Source organism: Streptomyces vilmorinianum, from assembly GCF_005517195.1.
GTDB classification, from domain to species: Bacteria; Actinomycetota; Actinomycetes; order Streptomycetales; family Streptomycetaceae; genus Streptomyces; species Streptomyces vilmorinianum.
In genome coordinates, this window is sequence record NZ_CP040244.1 from 5,566,553 (window position 1) to 5,584,975 (window position 18,423).

The 18,423-nt window shown below is 73.0% G+C and carries 15 protein-coding genes; 4 read left to right on the forward strand and 11 right to left on the reverse strand.

Annotated features, from left to right (window positions below):
* Positions 1–174: 174 nt before the first annotated feature.
* The 5 genes from FDM97_RS25820 to FDM97_RS25840 form a co-directional block, all read right to left on the reverse strand.
* Positions 175–1,062 (reverse strand): FadR/GntR family transcriptional regulator, encoded by an 888-nt coding sequence (locus tag FDM97_RS25820; protein ID WP_137992869.1) that lies wholly within the window; start codon positions 1,060–1,062, stop codon positions 175–177.
* Positions 1,063–1,221: 159 nt separating this feature from the next.
* Positions 1,222–2,994: an ATP-binding cassette domain-containing protein gene (locus FDM97_RS25825; RefSeq protein ID WP_137992870.1), complete on the reverse strand. Its 1,773-nt coding sequence runs from the start codon at positions 2,992–2,994 to the stop codon at positions 1,222–1,224.
* A gap of 119 nt (positions 2,995–3,113) precedes the next feature.
* Positions 3,114–3,884, reverse strand: a complete 771-nt coding sequence (locus FDM97_RS25830; RefSeq protein ID WP_137992871.1) for an NUDIX hydrolase — start codon at positions 3,882–3,884, stop codon at positions 3,114–3,116.
* A 109-nt stretch (positions 3,885–3,993) separates the two neighbouring features.
* Positions 3,994–6,045, reverse strand: coding sequence for a glycogen debranching N-terminal domain-containing protein (locus tag FDM97_RS25835; protein WP_137992872.1), 2,052 nt, complete (start codon positions 6,043–6,045; stop codon positions 3,994–3,996).
* Positions 6,046–6,160: 115 nt separating this feature from the next.
* On the reverse strand, positions 6,161–7,531 hold the full coding sequence (locus tag FDM97_RS25840; RefSeq protein ID WP_137992873.1) for a DUF4192 domain-containing protein: 1,371 nt from the start codon (positions 7,529–7,531) through the stop codon (positions 6,161–6,163).
* A 133-nt stretch (positions 7,532–7,664) separates the two neighbouring features.
* Between FDM97_RS25840 and FDM97_RS25845 the strand changes: the two genes are divergently transcribed.
* Together FDM97_RS25845 and FDM97_RS25850 are read left to right on the forward strand one after the other, a co-directional pair.
* A complete protein-coding gene (locus FDM97_RS25845) occupies positions 7,665–9,848 on the forward strand; it encodes a RecQ family ATP-dependent DNA helicase (protein WP_137992874.1) in 2,184 nt (727 codons plus the stop codon).
* Between the two features lie 217 nt (positions 9,849–10,065).
* Positions 10,066–10,695: a hypothetical protein gene (locus FDM97_RS25850; RefSeq protein WP_137992875.1), complete on the forward strand. Its 630-nt coding sequence runs from the start codon at positions 10,066–10,068 to the stop codon at positions 10,693–10,695.
* A gap of 109 nt (positions 10,696–10,804) precedes the next feature.
* On the opposite strand, the gene FDM97_RS25855 is transcribed toward FDM97_RS25850, so the two are convergent.
* The 3 genes from FDM97_RS25855 to FDM97_RS25865 all read right to left on the reverse strand — a co-directional run bounded on the left by FDM97_RS25855 (position 10,805) and on the right by FDM97_RS25865 (position 12,958).
* Complete coding sequence (locus FDM97_RS25855) at positions 10,805–11,434, reverse strand: hypothetical protein (RefSeq protein WP_137992876.1); 630 nt, start codon at positions 11,432–11,434, stop codon at positions 10,805–10,807.
* Positions 11,435–11,525: 91 nt separating this feature from the next.
* The gene (locus tag FDM97_RS25860) at positions 11,526–12,236 is read right to left on the reverse strand and encodes a ribonuclease HII (protein ID WP_137992877.1); all 711 of its coding nucleotides are present in this window, start codon (positions 12,234–12,236) and stop codon (positions 11,526–11,528) included.
* Between the two features lie 95 nt (positions 12,237–12,331).
* Positions 12,332–12,958, reverse strand: coding sequence for a TetR/AcrR family transcriptional regulator (locus tag FDM97_RS25865; protein ID WP_137992878.1), 627 nt, complete (start codon positions 12,956–12,958; stop codon positions 12,332–12,334).
* Positions 12,959–13,092: 134 nt separating this feature from the next.
* Here FDM97_RS25865 and FDM97_RS25870 point away from each other — a divergent pair, with 134 nt between their 5' ends.
* Complete coding sequence (locus FDM97_RS25870) at positions 13,093–14,643, forward strand: MFS transporter (RefSeq protein ID WP_137992879.1); 1,551 nt, start codon at positions 13,093–13,095, stop codon at positions 14,641–14,643.
* An 84-nt stretch (positions 14,644–14,727) separates the two neighbouring features.
* On the opposite strand, the gene FDM97_RS25875 is transcribed toward FDM97_RS25870, so the two are convergent.
* Entirely contained in the window at positions 14,728–16,233 is a 1,506-nt protein-coding gene (locus tag FDM97_RS25875) for a DUF4153 domain-containing protein (RefSeq protein WP_432816247.1), read from the reverse strand.
* Between FDM97_RS25875 and FDM97_RS37145 the strand changes: the two genes are divergently transcribed.
* Positions 16,208–16,483 (forward strand): hypothetical protein, encoded by a 276-nt coding sequence (locus tag FDM97_RS37145; RefSeq protein ID WP_432816248.1) that lies wholly within the window; start codon positions 16,208–16,210, stop codon positions 16,481–16,483. The two genes, FDM97_RS25875 and FDM97_RS37145, sit on opposite strands and share 26 nt — an antisense overlap.
* A 295-nt stretch (positions 16,484–16,778) precedes the next feature.
* On the opposite strand, the gene FDM97_RS25880 is transcribed toward FDM97_RS37145, so the two are convergent.
* On the reverse strand, positions 16,779–17,690 hold the full coding sequence (locus FDM97_RS25880) for an ADP-ribosylglycohydrolase family protein (protein WP_137992881.1): 912 nt from the start codon (positions 17,688–17,690) through the stop codon (positions 16,779–16,781).
* A gap of 12 nt (positions 17,691–17,702) precedes the next feature.
* Entirely contained in the window at positions 17,703–18,362 is a 660-nt protein-coding gene (locus tag FDM97_RS25885; RefSeq protein WP_137992882.1) for a histidine phosphatase family protein, read from the reverse strand.
* Between the last annotated feature and the right edge of the window lie 61 nt (positions 18,363–18,423).

An 18,423-nucleotide genomic window follows, 5' to 3' on the forward strand; every position in this document is an offset into this window, starting at 1 on the left:
GTGGCCCGAGTCACACCTCATTTGCGACGAATCGGCCAGAACGGGAGTTCGTCGCACATTCGCGCCGCCGGATCCCCCGCGGCCCCCGGGGATTCGCCATGATCCCCGGGTTCCGCGCGGGTCCGGCGACACGTGGTTGCGTACGGCTCCGCGTGCCTGGCCACGGCCCGCGGGTCAGTGCTCGCGCGGAGCGGGCACGACGCGCTCCACCTCCGGGTGGACGGTCAGCAGCTGGCGCATGGCCGTCTCGGCGCCCTGGGCGTCGCCGGCCGCGAGGCAGTCGACGATGCGCGCATGGTGGGTCAGGCAGGACTCGCCGGGTCGGTCACAGCCGGTGACCGGGCCGCCGGAGACCTGCAGCGCGGCGGCGACGATGCCGGAGAGGTGCTCCAGCATGCGGTTGCCGGCGAGCTGGATGAGCAGGGAGTGGAACTCGGCGTCGGCCCGGGAGAAGGTGATGCCGTCGCCCTGGGCGTAGGCGTGGCCCATGATCTCGACCATGTCGGCGAGCCGCTGCTGCACGTCCTCGCGGCCGTGACCGGCGGCGAGGCGGGCGGCCAGCGGCTCGATCGTCCAGCGCAGCTCGTTCAGCTCACGGCGCTGGTCGTCGCGCTGCGGCCCGAAGGCGCGCCACTCGATGATGTCGGGGTCCAGCAGATTCCAGTCGCTGACCGGCCTGACCCGGGTGCCGACATTGGGGCGGGCGCTGACCAGGCCCTTGGCCTCCAGCACGCGCAGCGACTCACGGACGACGGTGCGGGAGACCTCGAAGCGCTGGCCGATCTCCTCGGGGACGAGCGGGCGGTCGGCACCGAGATCGCCGGAGACGATCATCTGGCCCAGCTGCTGGACGAGCTGGCCGTGCAGCCCGCGGCCGCGGCTGCCGGCGCTGCGACGACCGACCCGGCCGAGGTCCGTCTCCACCCCTTCCCAGGAGGGCGGACCCACACGATCGGCGACGGGCGCCTCCGTGTACGGGTATCGGTCGAGATCGCCCGGGGCGCCGAGGCCGGAGTCGACGGGGCGGGCGGCGGTCATCATGGTGTGCGCAAGGGTACTCACGCATCCTTTGTCGGCGTGGCTCCCGTGACCCTTGAGGTCTTTGGTGAAAAGCACACGAAAGGGTGATCGGCACCCCCTACACAATTGACGATTAATCGGACATATTCGGGCATTCTCAAGGAAGTTGCCGGGGAAGCGGAAGCATTCGGTCCGAAATGATCACCAACGCGCTTTACGGTGAAGGCCGGTGAGCAGATAGGCGCAGAGCAGCGCCGTCAACGCCAGCGCCAGCGCCACCCCCACGGGCTGGGCGACCACCCGCAGCGCCCCCGTGAGCCAGCGGTCGGCCGCCGCCGGCCACTCCATGCTGGCGAGTTCCCGCAGCCGGGCGGGGAGCCCGGCGATCGAGCGGACCGAGGGCCCCGAGGCGGCCTGCTGCAGGAGGGGGGCGAGCACCACCGGCACCGAGAGCACCGCGGCCACCCCGGCCGCGGCGACCCGGAAGACCCCGGCTCCGAGCACCCCCGCCCAGGCGCAGCCGGTGATCAGTCCGAGCCAACTGGCACACAACGTCGGCCAGTTTTTCGGTACGGGGATCAACTCGCCGCCGTAGACGAGACGGAGGGCCTCCAGATCGACCACCACGACGAGCACGGCGAGAACCAGCGCGACGGCGGCCGCGACCGTGAGCTTGGCGAGCAGCAGCCCGAGCCTGCGTGGGACGACGCCCCGGCCGGTGGTGAGCGCCGGATAGCGGTACTCGTCCCCGAAGGAGAACGCGCCGAGCAGTCCGGCCCCGATGGCGGCGGGCGGCAGGGGCGAGAGGGCGGGCCAGCCGGCGAGGACCGTGGGCAGGGGCGTACCGCCGCCGCGCCCGAGCACCAGCGAGATCACGACGGACGCGACGAGGACCGCGGCCACCACGAGGGGCGTGGCCGGAACGCCGAGAAGCCTGCGGATCTCGTACCTGAGCGGGCGAAGCGGCGAGCGGGGCGGCCGCCGGACCGCCGCCGGCTCCCGAACCGGCTCCCGCGCCGGCTCGGACACCGGCCCGGACTCCTGAGTGAAGGCACCTTCCTGCTCGGTGGCGGGGCCGGAGGCTTCCGGCGAGGCACCGGGGCCGGTGTCGGCCACTTCGTCGGCCAGCTGATGGATGAGCACGCCGTGACGGAAGGCGGTCTCGCCGATCGCGGCGCAGTCACTTCCGTAGACGGACAGGCGGTTGCCCTTCTCGGTGACCACTTCGACGGATCGACGTGCGGCGCGCGCCTCCCGTGTGACGGCCGCGGCAAGCCGCGCGGCATGCGGCGTACGGACGGCGACCCGCGGCCGCAGCCGGGTACGGGCGAACTCGGCCACGTCCTGTTCCGCGACGAGCCGGCCGTGGGCGACGGTGACGACCCGGTCGGCGTGACGCGCCGCGTCCTTGGGGTCCTCGGTCGTGTAGAGGACGGTGCCGCCCTCGAGGGCGTGGGCGCGCAGGAGTTCGTGCAGCCAGGCGTTCTCGCGTACGGAGAGACCGGCGCCGGGCTCGTCGAGCAGGAGCGTGTGCGGGTCGCCCAACAGGGCGGAGGCGAGGCCGAGTCGGCGGTCCATCCCCCGGGCCAGGGTGCCGATGCGCTGGTCGTGGAGGCCGGTGAGCCCCACGGCCCGAAGCATCTCGTCGGCCTTGGCCGCGGGGACCCCGGCGGCGGCGCACAGCATCCGCAACTGGCTGCGCAGGGTGCGCGAAGGATGCCCGGGGACATCGCCGAGCAGCGCGCCGACCTCGCCGGCGGGGTGTGCGATGCGGTGGAGCGGACGCCCACGGAAGTAGGTGACGCCCCGGCCGGGCTCGAGCTCGAGCATCAGCCGCAAGGTGGTCGTCTTGCCGGATCCGGCAGGGCCGAGGAGGGCCGTGACCTGACCCGGCCTCGCCTCGAAGGTGAGATCGTCCACGGCGGGCGGGAGGTCGCGGCGGGGGCTGCTGGTGAGTCCGATGGCCTGGAGCATCGCTTCTCTCGCGGTAGGTGAGACCGCTCCGCGGCAGGGCGGCTATCAAAGCAAGATAACGCTACATTTCGGACTTTTGGCGCAGGGTTGGGACCCCGGGTCGCCTCGGAACGAGCCCGTCAGACCTCGGGACGCAGCATGGGCGGGTTGAGGAGGGTCGCCCCACCTGCCCGGAAGAGCTGCGCGGGACGGCCGCCCTGGCGCGTGGTGGTACCACCGGCCGGGACCAGGAAACCGGGGGTACCGGTCACCTTCCGGTGGAAGTTGCGCGGATCGAGCGCGACACCCCACACCGCCTCGTACACCCGTCGGAGCTCCCCGACCGTGAACTCGGGCGGGCAGAAGGCCGTGGCCAGCGAGGAGTACTCGATCTTCGAGCGGGCCCGCTCGACACCGTCGGCGAGGATCTGGGCGTGGTCGAAGGCGAGCGGTTCCGCCTCCCCGTGCTCGCGTTCGACGGAGCCGTCCTTGCCGAGCAGCTCCTCGACCGGAGCCCAGCGGGCGCTGTTGGCGTCTCCGCCGGCGCGCGGCGCCGGAAGGTCCGGGGCGAGCGCCAGGTGGGCGACGCTGACCACCCTCATCCGGGGGTCGCGCTGCGGGTCGCCGTAGGTGGCCAGCTGCTCCAGGTGCGCGCCGTTGTCGGGCATGGGTGCCGGGGCGCCCGGGTCGTGGACGCAGAGCCCGGTCTCCTCCACCAGCTCACGCGCGGCGGCCATGCCGAGGTCCTCGTCGGCCCGGACGAATCCGCCGGGCAGCGCCCACCGGCCCTGGAACGGAGGTTCTCCCCGTCGTACGACCAGGGCGCACAGGGCGTGGCCCCGCACGGTGAGCACGACCAGATCGACGGTCACGGCGAAGGGCGGAAAGGCCGACGGGTCGTAGGGTGGCATGCGGCGATCATAGTCGTCTTCCTGACGATAAACACCTCCCTCCGGTGGATCAGCGACGACTTCTTCCCACTTCGGCGCGGTGTCCTTCGAGGTGCGGACCGCCATGTGATCAGACCCCCAGCTGGAGGCGGTCGGCGGCCTCCTCGACCATGCCGAGTCCGAGCCGGCTCACCCGCACGGCGAACGGCTCCCCCGCGACGCGGAGACCCGACAGCCGTACCGCACCGAGCGGAGACGACCGGACGGGGTGCAGGGCGACGGTCCCGCCCGGCGCGTCTGGACGGATCCCGGCGAGCGTCGCCAGCAGGTGGACTCCGGCCGCCGCGGCCACGGCGGCGGGCCGGCAGGCCGCCGGGTGCGGCGCGGGGACACCCCTGGCCGTGCGCTGGTCTCCCGCGTACATCTCGGGCAGCCGGTAGCCGAACGCCTCCGCCGCGTCGAGGGTCCCGCGCAGCAGGGACGCCGCCTCCTTCTCGTATCCCGCCGCGGTCAGCCCGGCCACCGCCACGGCCGTTTCGTGGACCCGCACCGCTCCGGCCCGGTGACCGAAGGGATTGTGGCCGGGTTCCTTGGCACCGAGGCTGCGCAGTCCCCAGCCGGAGTCGAGCGCCGGCGTACCGAGCAGCCGGGCCAGCTGTTCGGTCGTGGCCTTGTCCAGCAGGCCGGGGGCGTACCGGCCACCGCCCAGGAGGCCGGTGTCCAGGAGGTGCGCGGCCCAGCCGCCCAGCTGGGTCCACGGCCGCCCGCCCGGCACCCGGGCCGCGGCGGGCCTGCCACCGGACCGGTCGGCGAGCCAGAACTCCGCCCGGAACCGCTCGCGCAGGGTGCGCGCCCAGTCCCGCCAGGCGTCCCCGCCCGGCCGCCCGCAGGCGTCGAGCAGGTCGGCGCCGAGCACCGCCGCGCGGTGGGCGTGGGCCTGGGTCTCCGCCCGCCACGGCCCGGCGGGTCCCGGGTCCGGGACGAACCCGTGCGGGTCGGCGGCGGCGCGCAGCCACTGAAGACACCGTTCCGCCGCGGGAAGCAGTTCCTCCAGGTCCTGCTCGGGAAGGCCCCAGCGCCTGGCCTCGGCGAGGACCACGGGGAAGGCGAGGGTGGCCTCCACGCCGGTGCAGCGCGGCGGGAGGTAGGGGCCGGCGTCCCTGAGGGGTCCGGGGATGCGCCCCGACGCCGCGCCCGCACCGTCGAGTTGGGTGCGGGCCAGCGTGCGGAGCGTCGTGACGGCGAGCCGAGTGCCGAGCGGAAGGGCCATACGGGCGGCCCAGAGCGCCTCGGCGGTGGCCGGTCCGCAGCGCCAGGGCACTCCGGCGGCGAGATGGACGTCGGCAGGATGCGCGGGGTCACGCTGGAGGAGCGCCCGAAGGTCGTCGACAGCCGCGGCCAGGAGCTCCCCGAGCCTCGGATCGTCCCCCTCGGCGCGGGCCTCGGCGAGAACCACCCCACCTGGGCGGCCGGTACCGGCTCCCGAAGGACCGGTGAACCGGGTGGTGCGGTCCCCGTGCACCCTGAGTTCGATGGTGCGGGCGGCTCCGGGGGCCAACTCGACCTCCCAGCGCAGAAGTCCGGCAGCGGCCAGCGCGTCCGTCGGCGGCGGGTCCGCGGAGACGGAGGCGTACCGGCCGTCGTCCGCCGTCCAGCGCATGCCCGTGCCGTGGACACTCGCGGGGAGTTCGGGCCCGGCCCGCCCGGCCGCCACCGCTCCCAGATCCGCGAGATCCGTCCCCAGAGCGATTTCCACCGGGACCCGCAAGGGTCGGCCCGCGGAGCTGCGCAGGGTGATCCGCTCGCTTCCGTCGGCGCCGCGCGAGCGCTCGACGGCGAGGCCGGGATCGGGCCCGGTGTCTCCCGCCGTGCGCAGGACCGCGAGGAACACGGAGCGGTCGGCGGCTGCCTGTCTGCCCCGGAGGGCGATGGGCTCCCGGCCGGCCACCCGCAGCACACAGCGGGAGAGGAGTCTGCGCCCGGAGTGGTAGACCCCTTCGAGGCCTTGTCCGGTGAGCTGTCCGTGCTCGGCGCTGATAGCGAGGGCAGGCAGGGCGACGCTGATGAGCGCGTTGTGCACCGGCGGCAGCTCGCCCGGCCGTGCGGAGCCCTGGGCCATAAGCCCGGCGCCGGGTACGTGTCCGGCCGGGGATCCGGGGGCGGAGGCGGGACTGGGGGCCATGAGTGGTCTGCGGTGCTCTCTGTGGGGTCCGGACGGCCGGTGGGATGTCGGCGGCACGGGTCGTCGGGCTCCGCCACAGAGCTGAACGCCGCTGCGGGTGGCCTGGTCACGGGCGTCATCGCCCGCTCCTCGTCCCGCGCTGTCCGGTGCGCCGCGCCGCGCCGCCCCGGGGCGGCTTGGGCGAGGTCCTGCCCGGTCGGGTACCGGCGGTCGGTCCGCCCTTCCCGGCCGTCTGCGGCCGGGGGCCGCGGGGGCCGCCCCGACGCGCCGTGGTGCGGGACTCCACGGCCGTCGCCGCCCTCGACCCGCGCTCCTGCCGCAGGCAGCTGCGCAGCGACTCGGGGTCGAGGCCCTCGTTGCAGGCCTGGTGCAGCAGGCGGGCGAAGAGGTAATCGGGGTCGGCGTCCATCGCCAGGCCGAGCGCGACCTGGGCCGCCGGCTCGTCCCCGGTCGACCAGGCCACCCAGCCGGCGAGGGTGAGCGGCGCCGCCGCGTGCTCGCCGAAGGGAGCGACGCAGCGCCGGGCGAGCACGCGCCACAGCCGCAGGGCGGCCGCACCCTCCCGTCCCTCCATCCATTCGGCTGCCCGGTCCCGGGTCTCCCGGTCCTGCAGGCCGAGGATCAGCGCCGCTGCCTCTTCGGGCCCGATCAGCGCGTCGTCGGCGGCGTCCCTCTCCGCGGCCCCCGCGCCCCGCCCCCGGCCTGCCGGCGGCGTCTGCGCCGGACCGTCGGCCTCGCCGCCCGGCCCGCCATAACGCCGGAGCACCTCCCGGGCGAGCTTCAGCGTGGTCTCCCTGACCTCGGCCCGGCCCACGCCCGGCGGGCCGTCGAGGATCTTGGGGACGATCACGGCGGCGGCCTCGTTCAGAGCCTTGCGCTGTCGCTCGTCATCGCCCGTTTCGCTCGGCTTGAGCCGTGCCTCCATGTCCCGCAGGGATCCCCGCACCTGGATTCCGGCGTAGGCGGCGGAGGCCGCCATGACCGACGTCCCGGTCAGCGCGAGAGGTGTGCCGCCGGGCGGGCAGCAGCGGGTGGTGTCGGGACAGCAGTAGGAGAAATAGAGACCGTCGGAGATGCAGAGGGCTTCGTAGACGGGAATGTCGAGTGCGCCGCAGGCGGTGCGCAGCCGCTGGGCGAACGGGCGCAGGCGCTCCATCACCCGGCGGCCCGTCTCGCCCGGCGCGGGGTCCTGGCAGAGGAAGACGACGATGCCGTCCGGGCGGGTGCCGCGCCGCGCGCAGTTGTCGACCATGCACTCCGCGAGGTGCTCCGCCGTCGAGGGCCATTCCTTCGGCGAGCGGGGGATGCCGAGCCTGACCCGGCCCCCGAATCGCCCGTGCTCGCCGTGGAGCGCGACGAGGACGACGGAGTCGCTGGGATGGAAGCCCAGCATGAACGGAAGCGCGTCGGCCAGTTCGGCGGGGCCGCGCAGGGTGATCTGCTGCGTTTCGGTCGTTCCACGGAATTCGTGCGGGTTCGTGTTCATGGTCACGACGGTCTCGCGGACCGCCCCGGCTCCGAAACCCCTGTGGATAACTCGCGGGGCCGGCCCCTCCTCGTTGTCCACAGGTTTCGCGGCTCGTTCGCGCTTTGTCCGAGTCATCGGGTTGCATGGGGGCATGACCAACGCAGATCGCCTCACGGACCGCGCGGCCCTCCGAGCCACCGCCGATGCCGTACTCGCCCGCCTCGTCGGGGACCCCACCGGCACGGCGAGACTCCGCGAGGACCAGTGGCGTGCCATCGAGGCACTCGTCGCGGACAAGCGGCGGGCGCTGGTCGTGCAGCGGACCGGGTGGGGCAAGTCCGCCGTGTACTTCGTCGCGACGTCGCTGCTGCGCGCTGCCGGCAGCGGTCCCACCGTGATCGTCTCCCCGCTGCTCGCGCTGATGCGCAACCAGGTGGAGGCGGCGGCCCGGGCCGGTATCCGGGCCCGGACGATCAACTCGTCGAACACGGAGGAGTGGGAGACCGTCCAGCAGGAGGTGGCGGCGGGCGAGGTGGATGTGCTGCTGGTCAGTCCCGAGCGGCTCAACAACCCCGACTTCCGCGACCAGGTCCTTCCCCGGCTCGCGGCCGCGACGGGCCTGCTCGTGGTCGACGAGGCCCATTGCATCTCCGACTGGGGGCATGACTTCCGGCCCGACTACCGACGCCTGCGCACGATGCTGGCCGATCTGCCCGCCGGGGTACCGGTGCTCGCCACGACGGCCACGGCCAATGCCCGTGTGACGGCGGACGTCGCCGAGCAGCTCGGTACGGGCGCGGGGACGGACGCGCTGGTGCTGCGCGGCCCCCTCGACCGGGAGAGCCTGAGCCTCGGCGTCGTTCAACTGCCCGACGCGGCGCACCGGCTGGCCTGGCTCGCCGACCACCTCGGCGAGCTTCCCGGCTCCGGCATCATCTACACCCTCACGGTCGCGGCCGCCGAGGAGGTCACCGCCTATCTGCGTCAGTGCGGGCACACGGTGTCCTCGTACACGGGCCGCACGGAGAACGCGGACCGGCAGCAGGCGGAGGAGGACCTGCTGGCCAATCGGGTCAAGGCGCTGGTGGCGACGTCGGCCCTGGGCATGGGGTTCGACAAGCCGGACCTGGGCTTCGTGGTGCACCTCGGTTCGCCGTCCTCGCCCATCGCCTACTACCAGCAGGTGGGCCGCGCCGGGCGTGGGGTGGAGCACGCGGAGGTGCTGCTGCTGCCGGGCAAGGAGGACGAGGCGATCTGGCAGTACTTCGCGTCGGTCGCCTTCCCTCCCGAGGAGCAGGTGCGCCGCACGCTGGACGTACTGGCGCATGCGGAGCGTCCGCTGTCCCTGCCGGCTCTGGAGCCGCTCGTCGAGCTGCGGCGGACCCGGCTGGAGACGATGCTCAAGGTGCTCGACGTGGACGGTGCCGTGCACCGGGTGAAGGGCGGCTGGACCAGCACGGGACAGCCCTGGGTGTACGACTCCGAGCGCTATGCCTGGGTGGCCCGGCAGCGGGCGGCCGAGCAGCAGGCGATGCGTGAGTACGCGGCGGGGACGGGCTGCCGGATGGAGTTCCTGCGGCGTCAGTTGGACGACGAGGAGTCCGCCCCCTGCGGGCGCTGCGACAACTGCTCCGGGTCCCGCTTCGACCCGAAGGTGAGCGTCGCGGCGCTCGACGCTGCCAAGGGCGAGCTGGGTCGGCCGGGCGTGGAGGTGGAGCCGCGCAAGATGTGGCCGACCGGACTCGCGGCCGTGGGCGTCGATCTGAAGGGCCGTATCCCGGCGGGCGAGCAGTCGTTCGGCGGGCGGGCCCTCGGCCGGCTCTCCGACATCGGCTGGGGCAACCGGCTGCGACCGATGCTCTCCGAGCGGGCCCCGGACGGGCCGGTTCCGGACGATGTCGTGCAGGCGGTGGTGCGCGTGCTCGCCGACTGGGCCAAGGGGTCCGGGGGTTGGGCGTCCGGGGCGCCGGACGCTCCTGTCCGGCCGGCCGGTGTGGTCACGATCGCCTCTCGCAGCAGGCCGCACCTCGTGGGCTCGCTCGGGCAGCGGATCGCGGAGATCGGCCGGATGCCGCTGCTGGGTGCGGTGGAGTACGCGCCGGAGGCCGAGGACCTTCGGATCTCCCGAACGAACAGCGCCCAGCGGGTCGTCGGGCTCCATCAGGCGCTGACGGTGCCTCCGGCGCTGGCCGAGCGGCTTGCCTCGGCCGGTGGTCCCGTGCTGCTGGTGGACGATCTGTCGGACAGCGGCTGGACGCTCGCCGTGGCGGCGCGACTGCTGCGACGGGAGGGAGCGGAGGGGGTGTTCCCACTGGTGCTCGCCGTCCAGGGGTGAAACGGGGAGTGAACAATGGGTGGCTGGGCAGGGATATGAGTGCGATACCGGCGCATTCCAGTCAGCGGCCTCAATTGCTCGTTGCCGCCCGCGCACAGGCCCGCAAGAATTGGGAATCCGCCCCGCACGGCCCTGTACGCGGTCCGGAAGGACTGTGCCGTGGTGCGCCCTCACTCGCCCTTGCCCGCCCAGCGGGCGTGTATCCGAAGGGAGGACCGTGACCTTCGGATTCGCTCCGTCCGCAGCCACCTCGATCAGCTCGTCGTCCGAGTCCGCCAGCCGCCTCGCTCGGATGCTGGAGCCGGCCGAGTGGGCGGCGGCCGGAATTCCACTGCTCCGCAACCCTCGTGAGGTCGTCAGCGGCCTGCACACCCGGCATCGGCCGACACCGGCGACGGCCGTCGTCGCCGTCCTCGACCACGAGGAACGGCTCGCCGCCAGCGCGTCGTTCGTCCGCCGCCCCGTTCCAGCGGACGGCTGGGAGTTCCGTAACGCGCTCCTCGCGCATCTGCGCCGTGTCATCCCGCACGACCTGCGACGCCGCGCCCCCGTACGGACGGCCGTGCTGCTCTACTGCCGTGACGGCGACGAGCGTTGGACGGAGGAGGACGGCGCGTGGATGTGGGGGCTGAGGGACGCCTGCACGCTCCACGGGCTGCGCTGTGGTGCGTACATCACGCTGACCCGCGGCGGTTGGCAGGTGCTGGGCGAGGGCCGGGGCGGCCGGCACCCGAGCTCCGACTCGCGTCCCACGGCGCTGGGGGATGTCGCCTCCGAACTCGGCATCCTGACGCCGCGTACGGCGGGCGGCGCCGCCGAGCCACTGCGCAGGACGGCGGCACGCTGAGGCTCCCGCTCCGGTGCACGTGGAACGGGGCTCCACTCCCGGTGCGCAGGACCACGGCCCGGCCGCCCCTGCGGGGCAGCCGGGTCAGGACCGCGCGATGTGCTGCTGCTCAGACACCCGCGCCGAGTACGGCGTTGATGCGCTGCGGGTCACCGCAGACGATGAGCAGCGCGCTCGCGCGGCCCATCGCCAGGGGCAGGGCCCGGGCGGCGACGTCATCGGCTCCGCCGTTGACCGCCACGACGACCACGGGCCGTACGCCGGCCCGTTCCGCGGCGGCGGCGTCCGCGAAGAACACGTCGTCGCGGGCGTCCTGCTGGGCCCAGTAGGCGGCATCGCCGAAGGTCAGCTCGTGCGCCGCCCATGGGTGCTGCTCGCCGGTGGTGAGAACGAGGATGTCGCCGGGTGCGCGGCCGGTCTCCAGGAGCAGATCGACGGCCTCTTCGGCGGCGTCGAGCGCGCCGTCGACCGGGGCGGGGATCAGCTGGATCTGCGGGCCGGACCGCTGCTCGGAACGATTCTCCGGGCGGGGTGACGGGGACTGCCCGGCACCGGGGTGCGGGCGCGGTACCGGCGGGGCGGGCCTGGCAGGTCCGGGGCCGGGACGCCCGGGACGCGGTGAAGCCGCGGAACGCGGACCGGGTACGGGACGGGGGGTCGGCGCGGGGTGGCCTGCGGCCGTGCCGCGGGGACCCTGGGCACTCTCGTGAATCTGAGGCTCCTCGGGGATGAGAGGCATGGGTGAATGTCTATCAAACGCCGGTGCGCGGGGCTCCGGCGGGTGGGCACAATCGTGCGCCCCGGCCGCCGACAAGGCTCTGCCGGGAAGTTCAGAAGTCGAAGCCGAGCTGGCCCCCGCTTTCCAGTGCGGCCGCCTCGGCGGAGATACGGATCTTCTTGAGATGCCGCCACTGGGGCAGCGCGTCGAGGTACGACCAGGAGAGCCGGTGGTACGGGCTGGGCCCCCGCGCTTCCAGAGCCGCCTTGTGGACCGGCGAAGGGTAGCCCGCGTTGGCGCCGAAGCCGTAGGCCGCGCACTCCTCCGCCTCGACCTCCAGCTCGGCCATCATGGCGTCGCGCCGCACCTTGGCGATGACCGAGGCCGCCGCCACGGCGATGCAGGACTGGTCGCCCTTGATCACCGTACGGACCCTCCACGGGCTGCCGAGGTAGTCGTGCTTCCCGTCGAGAATCACCGCGTCCGGGCGCAGGGGCAGGGCGTCCAGTGCCCGTACGGCGGCCAGCCGGAGTGCCGCGGTCATGCCGAGCTCGTCGATCTCCTGCGGGGAGGAGTGTCCGAGCGCGTACGCGGTGACCCACTTCTCCAGTTCCGCGGCCAGGGCGGAGCGACGCTTGGGGGTGATCAGCTTGGAGTCGGTGAGCCCTTCGGGGGCCCGCCGCAGTCCGGTGACGGCCGCGCAGACCGTGACAGGACCGGCCCATGCCCCGCGTCCGACCTCGTCGACCCCGGCAACGATCTTGGCGCCGGTGGTGGCTCGGAGCGATCGCTCGACGCTGTGGGTAGGTGGTTCGTAGGGCATGGCGCCCACAGATTACGCCGATGGGCGCCGCCCGCGATACCCGGTTTCGGCGTCGGATGTCCGAAGCCGCCTCGGGACGCTCCGACCGGTTCCGCTCAGGAGTCCCGGGAGCGGAGCAGCGGCACCATGATCTGATCGACCATGGCGGCGATCTCGGTGTCCGTCCATTCACTGGCGCACATCTTCGAGCGGTACATCATCATCGCCGGGATGACGTCGAAGATCAGGTCGTCCGTGGCGTCGGGCCGCACGTCACCGCGCCGGATCCCCCGCTGCACCACTTCACGGAAGAGTCGCGTGGAGGGTTCGATCACCCCGCTCACGATCAGCCCGTGGAACCGTTCCGCCGTCTCGCTGTCGCATTCGTGAATCACCGACCGCAGGGCGAAGCCGGGCTTCGAGTACATCGACGCGCGGACCCGGCGGCACAGCTGGTAGAGATCCTCGCGGACGCTCCCGTGATCGGGCGCCTCGTCGAGCGTCGGCAGTCCGGCCTGGAGGGCGTCCGCGACCAGATCTTCCTTCGACGGCCAGCGCCGGTACACCGCGGCTTTGCCGGTCTGCGCACCGGCTGCGACACCCTCCATCGTCAGGCCGTTCCAGCCGACGGTGCTCAGCTGCTCGAGCGCAGCCTCCAGAATGGCTCGTTCCAGTACCGGGCCGCGGCGTCGCAGCGATGCCCCCTGCGGCCGAGCGGCGGCCGCGGAGCGCGAAGTAACCATCAGGGACTCTCCCTTGAGACCGACAGGACTGCCTGGCAGTGCTCAGTGAACGGTTGCGTTCACTGAGGGGGACTCACTACCGTTGAGGACAGTGAACGGGTGCGTTCACTAATTCTTCCGTGGGGGGATCCATAGTGACAACATCTCCAGTGGACACACAGGCCGCGCCGGGGTCGACCCGGCCAGGGCGACCCGGAATCGCCCTCACCGTGATCGCGGCCTGTCAGCTGATGGTCGTCCTCGACGCCACCATCGTGAACATCGCCCTGCCGCACATCCAGGACGCGCTCTCCTTCTCCACCACCGATCTGTCGTGGGTGCTCAGCGCCTACACGCTCACCTTCGGCGGCCTTCTCCTGCTCGGCGGCAGGGCCGGTGACATCCTGGGACGCCGCCGCGTCTTCCTGACCGGAATCCTGCTCTTCACTTTCGCCTCGCTGCTCGGCGGCTTCGCCCAGGAACCCTGGCACCTCCTCGCCGCTCGCGCGCTGCAGGGCGTCGGCGGCGCGATCGCCTCGCCGACCTCCCTCGCGCTGATCACCACGACCTTCCCCGAAGGCCCGGAGCGGAACAGGGCGTTCGGCGTCTTCGCCGCGGTCTCCGCCGGCGGCGGCGCGATAGGTCTGCTGGCCGGCGGCATGCTCACCGAGTGGCTCGACTGGCGCTGGGTGCTGTTCGTCAACGTACCGATCGGCCTCCTGATCGCCTTCCTGACACCGCGGTACATCAACGAGTCGGAGCGCCACCCGGGCCGGTTCGACATCGCGGGCGCCCTGACCTCGACCCTCGGCATGGCGTCGCTGGTGTACGGCTTCATCCGGGCGTCCGAGGAGGGCTGGCGGGACCCGCTGACGATCGGCTCCTTCATCGCGGCGGTGATCCTGCTCGCGGCCTTCGCGATCGTCGAGTCGCGGGCGCGGGAGCCCATCACCCCGCTGCGGATGTTCGCCGACCGCAACCGCTCGGGCACGTACGTCATCATGCTCAGCCTGGCCGCGGCGATGTTCGGGATGTTCTTCTTCATCGTCCTGTTCGTGCAGAACGTCCTGGGCTACAGCCCGATCCAGTCCGGACTCGCCTTCCTCCCGGTGACAGTCGCCATCGTGACGGGGGCGGGGCTCTCGCAGCGGCTGCTGCCGGTCCTCGGCCCGAAGCCCTTCATGGTGACCGGTTCCGCGATCACCGGTGTCGGGCTGTTCTGGCAGACGTTCATCACGCCGGAGAGTTCGTACGTCGGCGGTGTCCTCGGCCCGATGGTGATGTTCGGCTTCGGCATGGGCCTGAACTTCGTGACACTCACGCTGACCGCCGTGTCCGGTGTGGCGCAACACGAGGCGGGCGCGGCGTCCGGTCTGCTCAACGCGACACAGCAGGTGGGCGGTTCGCTGGGTCTCTCCATCCTGGTCACGGTCTTCGGCACGGCCAGCCGCAGCGAGGGAGAGAAGCAGGCGGCGTCCTTCCTCGCGACGGCGACACCGGAGCAGAAGACGGAGTTCGCGACCACGAAGGAGCTGCCGGCGCCGTGGGGTCACGAGGTGCTGACCGCCGGTATCTCGACCGCGTTCACGGCGGCCGTCGGCATGGTGCTGCTCGCGCTGATCACGGCGGTGGCGGTGATCCGGGTCCGCAAGAGCGATCTGGAGGCGCTCAGCGGCAAGGCCGAGGCCGGGGGCCCGGTGGCCTAGGCGACCGCGGTCCGTACACACGCACCGCGCCCCCACCCCTTCCGGGCGGGGGCACGTGTGCGTGCGGGTACGGGTGCGGGTGCCTCAGGGGGCGTCGTACGGGGCGTCGTACGGGGCGCTGTGCGGTGCGCTGTGCGGTGCCCCCTTCGCGTACGGGTCGTACTCCTCTTCCCTGCTCGGCTCACCGCAGTCCACGGAGAACCGGTCGACGCCACGCTCCGCCAGGAGCGCGCGAGCCCGCGCCTGCGACCAGCTCGTGGCGTACCACGGCGTGTCGTCCTCGTCGCCCAGCCGCGCCTCGATGTCCCGCAGGGCGCAGGTGCGCTGCGGCTCGGGAAGCCGGTCGAGCGCGGGCACCGCGTCGGCCGAGAGCCCCGCGAGATAGGGGACGTCGATCTTTCCGAGGCGGTTGAACCGCTCCAGGTTGCGCTCGGCGACGATCGCGTCGGGCGAGGCCAGGCCGAAGGCCAGCATGCTCGCGGCGGCGCTCACAGCCAGTGCCCGCGGCAGCAGGCGCGCACCGAAGATCCCCGCGGCCATGATCAGCACGATGACCAGGCCCAGCCATATCTCCATCGCGGCCACCGAGATCCGCAGCCGGGTGAGCCCGTACGCGTCCACGTACAGATCCATCCTGCGCAGCGCGGAGGCGACCACGACAAGCGTGAGGACGCACAGGATGCCGAGCACGGCGCGGACGAGCGTCCGGTCGCGGGCGTCGGCGCGCGGCGCCCAGCGCAGGGCGAGCCCGATCACCGCGAGGGTGAGCAGGGTGGCCATGAGGAGCTGCCAGAAACCCTGGCGCGCGTACTCGGCGTAGGTCAGGCCGGTCTCGCTGAGGACCTTGTCGTATCCGCCGAAGAGAACGGCGAGTTGGACGGCGTTGAAGGCCGCGAAGAGCAGGTTCAGGACGATGAGCGGAAGGGCCCACTCCAGCCGTGCGCGCGCCCGGCCGGGGCGGATCACCATACGGTCCCAGCGCAGCGGCGCGGCGGCGGTACGGGCGACGGAGATCGCGCCGAACAGTCCGAGCAGGAAGAGGGAGAGCCGCCAGGGCGCCTGTTCCAGCGATACGTCGGGCATGAGCGAGCCGAGCAGATCGGCGAAGGCCGCGTCGGCTCCGGCGAACAGCGCGCCGAAGACGACGAGCAGGGCGACGGCCACGCCGACCGTACGCACGACGGGCCCCCAGCGCCCGCGCGACCCGTCGGCCCGCTCGCGCAGGCCTCGCCACGCCCAGGTGGTGCCGGAGCCGACGGAGTCGATCAGGCCGACGGGCGCGAACAGGACGCTCGGCCAGCCCCGGCCGCCGTGCAGAGCCAAGGCGGTCAGCACCAGGGCGGAGACGATCGCGAGGAAGGTCGGCCATCCGGCGTCCCGCAGGGCGGGCACGGCGAGGAGGGCGAGGCCGCCGACCGCCCAGACCAGCGTCCACGGGCGGATCCGACGGTCGGCCGCCCGCGCGGCGAACGCTGCGGCGAGGATCGCGGGAACGGCCACGATCACCAGATTGAGCCCGAGCCCGCCTCCGAACAGGAGCGCGCTGAGGAGCGCGGTGGCCAGGATGGCCCAGAGGGTCGGGGCGGTCACCTGGGCCGGCGCGCCGGGGCGCAGCCGGGTCAGCCAGGTGTCGCTCGGGGGCGCAGGCGGAGCCCAGGGATGGTGCGGTGGCCGGCTGCCCGGACGCCCGGTGGACGCTGCTGCCCGCGGCTGCGGCGGCGCGGGTGGCGCGGGTGATGCGGGCGGCGCCGGTGATGCGGGCGGCGCGGGCGATGCGGGCGGTACGGCGGCACCGGGCGGCGGGACGGCGGCGGCCGGCTGCGACTCCGGCTCGGCCTGAGTGCCGTCCTTCGGTGCTGGTGTGGACGGTGTGTCGGACACGGGACCCCCTCCCGACCCGGCGCGCAGGCGGAGCCATGACGGCGGAGGGCTGCGGTCCGGGTGTCTCGTCGGCGCGCCTACTTCATGATCAGCGCTTCGGAGTGGCCGACTCTAACCGCGGCACGGGCGTTCGAACCCGTACGTGCGGCGCTGTGTCAGGACCGTGACACTCGCGCCCGACCCGCCCCGGTGACACGGGCGGCCCCGAGCGGGCCTCCACGGGCGCCGCCGGGCCGGCCCGGCGGCGCGCACCCCTAAGGCCGGACCGCGGTCGGCAGCCAGTCCGGCAGTTCCTCCGTCTGCTCCAGCCAGGCGGCGGGCGGCGCGCCGGTCACGCCGGCGGCCACGACACCGCCCGCGATCGCGCACGTGGTGTCGACATCGCCGCCCACCTGCGCGGTCGTCCAGAACACCCGCTCGAAGTCCCCGAGGCCGCGGGCCGCCGACCAGAGCGCGAACGGAACGGTGTCGTGCGCGCTCGTACGGCGACCACTGCCCAGGACGGCGGCCACGGTCACCGCGTCGTCGTAGTCGAGCATGTCCCGCGCCCGGCGCAGACCCGCGCCGACGGCGCTGCGCGGCACGAGGGCGACGACCCCGTCCAGGAGGTCCGTGGGCGTGGGCGGACCGGCCGGATCCGCCACGAGCGCGGCCGCGGCCGCCACGGCCATCGCCCCGACCACGGCCTCGCGGTGCTGGTGCGTCGTGTACGCGGAGATCTCGGCCTGGTGCGTCGCCTGCTCCGGGTCGTCCGCGTACCAGGCGCCGAGCGGGGCGATCCGCATCGCGGCACCGTTGCCCCACGACCCCTGGCCGTTGAAGAGCGCGGAGGCCAGCTCCCGCCAGTCGCCGCCCTCCCTGATGAGCCGGAGCATCCGGTTGACCGCGGGCCCGTAGCCCCGGTCGAAGTCGTGGTGCTCGGCGAACGAACGCGCGAGCGCGTCCTGGTCGATCCGGTCGTGCCCGACGAGCACGGCGAGGATCGAGCAGGCCATCTCGGTGTCGTCGGTCCACTGCCAGGGGCCCGACGGCAGCGCGCGTCGCTTGAGCAGCGGATAGTTGGCGGGAACGAAGAACTGGGAGCCCAGGGCGTCTCCCACGGCCAGCCCTCGGAGGCTGGCCAGGGCGCGGTCGAAGCGCCGGTCGAGAGAGGAGTCAGCGGTCATCGCTCTGCCACTCTATCCGGTGTGCCCGTACGGTTCCGGGGTACGCCAGCGTTCGAACGGCCGGTCCAGGCTGTATCTGCCGTCCTCGCCGAGCAGCAGCATCCTCGTCTCGCCGTTCCCCGGATTGGACAGGGACTCGAATTCGGCGACCGTCCAGTGGAACCAGCGCATGCAGAACAGCCGCATGGTCAGTCCGTGGGTGACCAGCAGCACGTTCGGCGGGTGGTCGGGCGCCTCGAAGCTGCGGTACAGGCTCTCCAGGAACGCCCCGACCCGGTCGTACACGTCGGCCCCCGACTCACCCTGCGCGAAGCGGTAGAAGAAGTGGCCGTACGCGTCGCGGTACGCCTTCTGCAGACGTACGTCGTCCCGGTCTTGCCAGTTCCCCCAGTCCTGCTCCCGCAGCCGCGGCTCCTCTCGCACCCGGACCTGCCCGGGATCGAGCCGGAAGGCCCGGAACGTCTCGTGGGTGCGGCGGTAGGGCGAGACGTAGACACTGACCCGTTCGTCCCCGAAGAGCTCCCGCAGCCGGTCCCCCGTCTCCTCCGCCTGCCGCAGACCGGTCTCGGTGAGCCTGAGCGCATGGTCGGGCTCACGTTCGTACACCGTGTCGTCGGCATTGCCCTCGGACTCTCCGTGCCGTACGAGAACGATGCGCCGCGGTCGTGCCATGCCTCGACCCTAGATCGCCCGCTCGGGCCGGGCTCAGCCGAGGGGGCGGCCGGAGCCCATC

Bases quoted from the DNA above. Each gene is read 5' to 3' on its own strand.
- FDM97_RS25825 (WP_137992870.1), bottom strand. From the start codon at position 2,994: ATGCTCCAGGCCATCGGACTCACCAGCAGCCCCCGCCGCGACCTCCCG.
- FDM97_RS25830 (WP_137992871.1), bottom strand. From the start codon at position 3,884: ATGCCACCCTACGACCCGTCGGCCTTTCCGCCCTTCGCCGTGACCGTC.
- FDM97_RS25835 (WP_137992872.1), bottom strand. From the start codon at position 6,045: ATGGCCCCCAGTCCCGCCTCCGCCCCCGGATCCCCGGCCGGACACGTA.
- FDM97_RS25840 (WP_137992873.1), bottom strand. From the start codon at position 7,531: ATGAACACGAACCCGCACGAATTCCGTGGAACGACCGAAACGCAGCAG.
- FDM97_RS25845 (WP_137992874.1), top strand. From the start codon at position 7,665: ATGACCAACGCAGATCGCCTCACGGACCGCGCGGCCCTCCGAGCCACC.
- FDM97_RS25855 (WP_137992876.1), bottom strand. From the start codon at position 11,434: ATGCCTCTCATCCCCGAGGAGCCTCAGATTCACGAGAGTGCCCAGGGT.
- FDM97_RS25860 (WP_137992877.1), bottom strand. From the start codon at position 12,236: ATGCCCTACGAACCACCTACCCACAGCGTCGAGCGATCGCTCCGAGCC.
- FDM97_RS25865 (WP_137992878.1), bottom strand. From the start codon at position 12,958: ATGGTTACTTCGCGCTCCGCGGCCGCCGCTCGGCCGCAGGGGGCATCG.
- FDM97_RS37145 (WP_432816248.1), top strand. From the start codon at position 16,208: ATGGCCCAGAGGGTCGGGGCGGTCACCTGGGCCGGCGCGCCGGGGCGC.
- FDM97_RS25880 (WP_137992881.1), bottom strand. From the start codon at position 17,690: ATGACCGCTGACTCCTCTCTCGACCGGCGCTTCGACCGCGCCCTGGCC.
- FDM97_RS25885 (WP_137992882.1), bottom strand. From the start codon at position 18,362: ATGGCACGACCGCGGCGCATCGTTCTCGTACGGCACGGAGAGTCCGAG.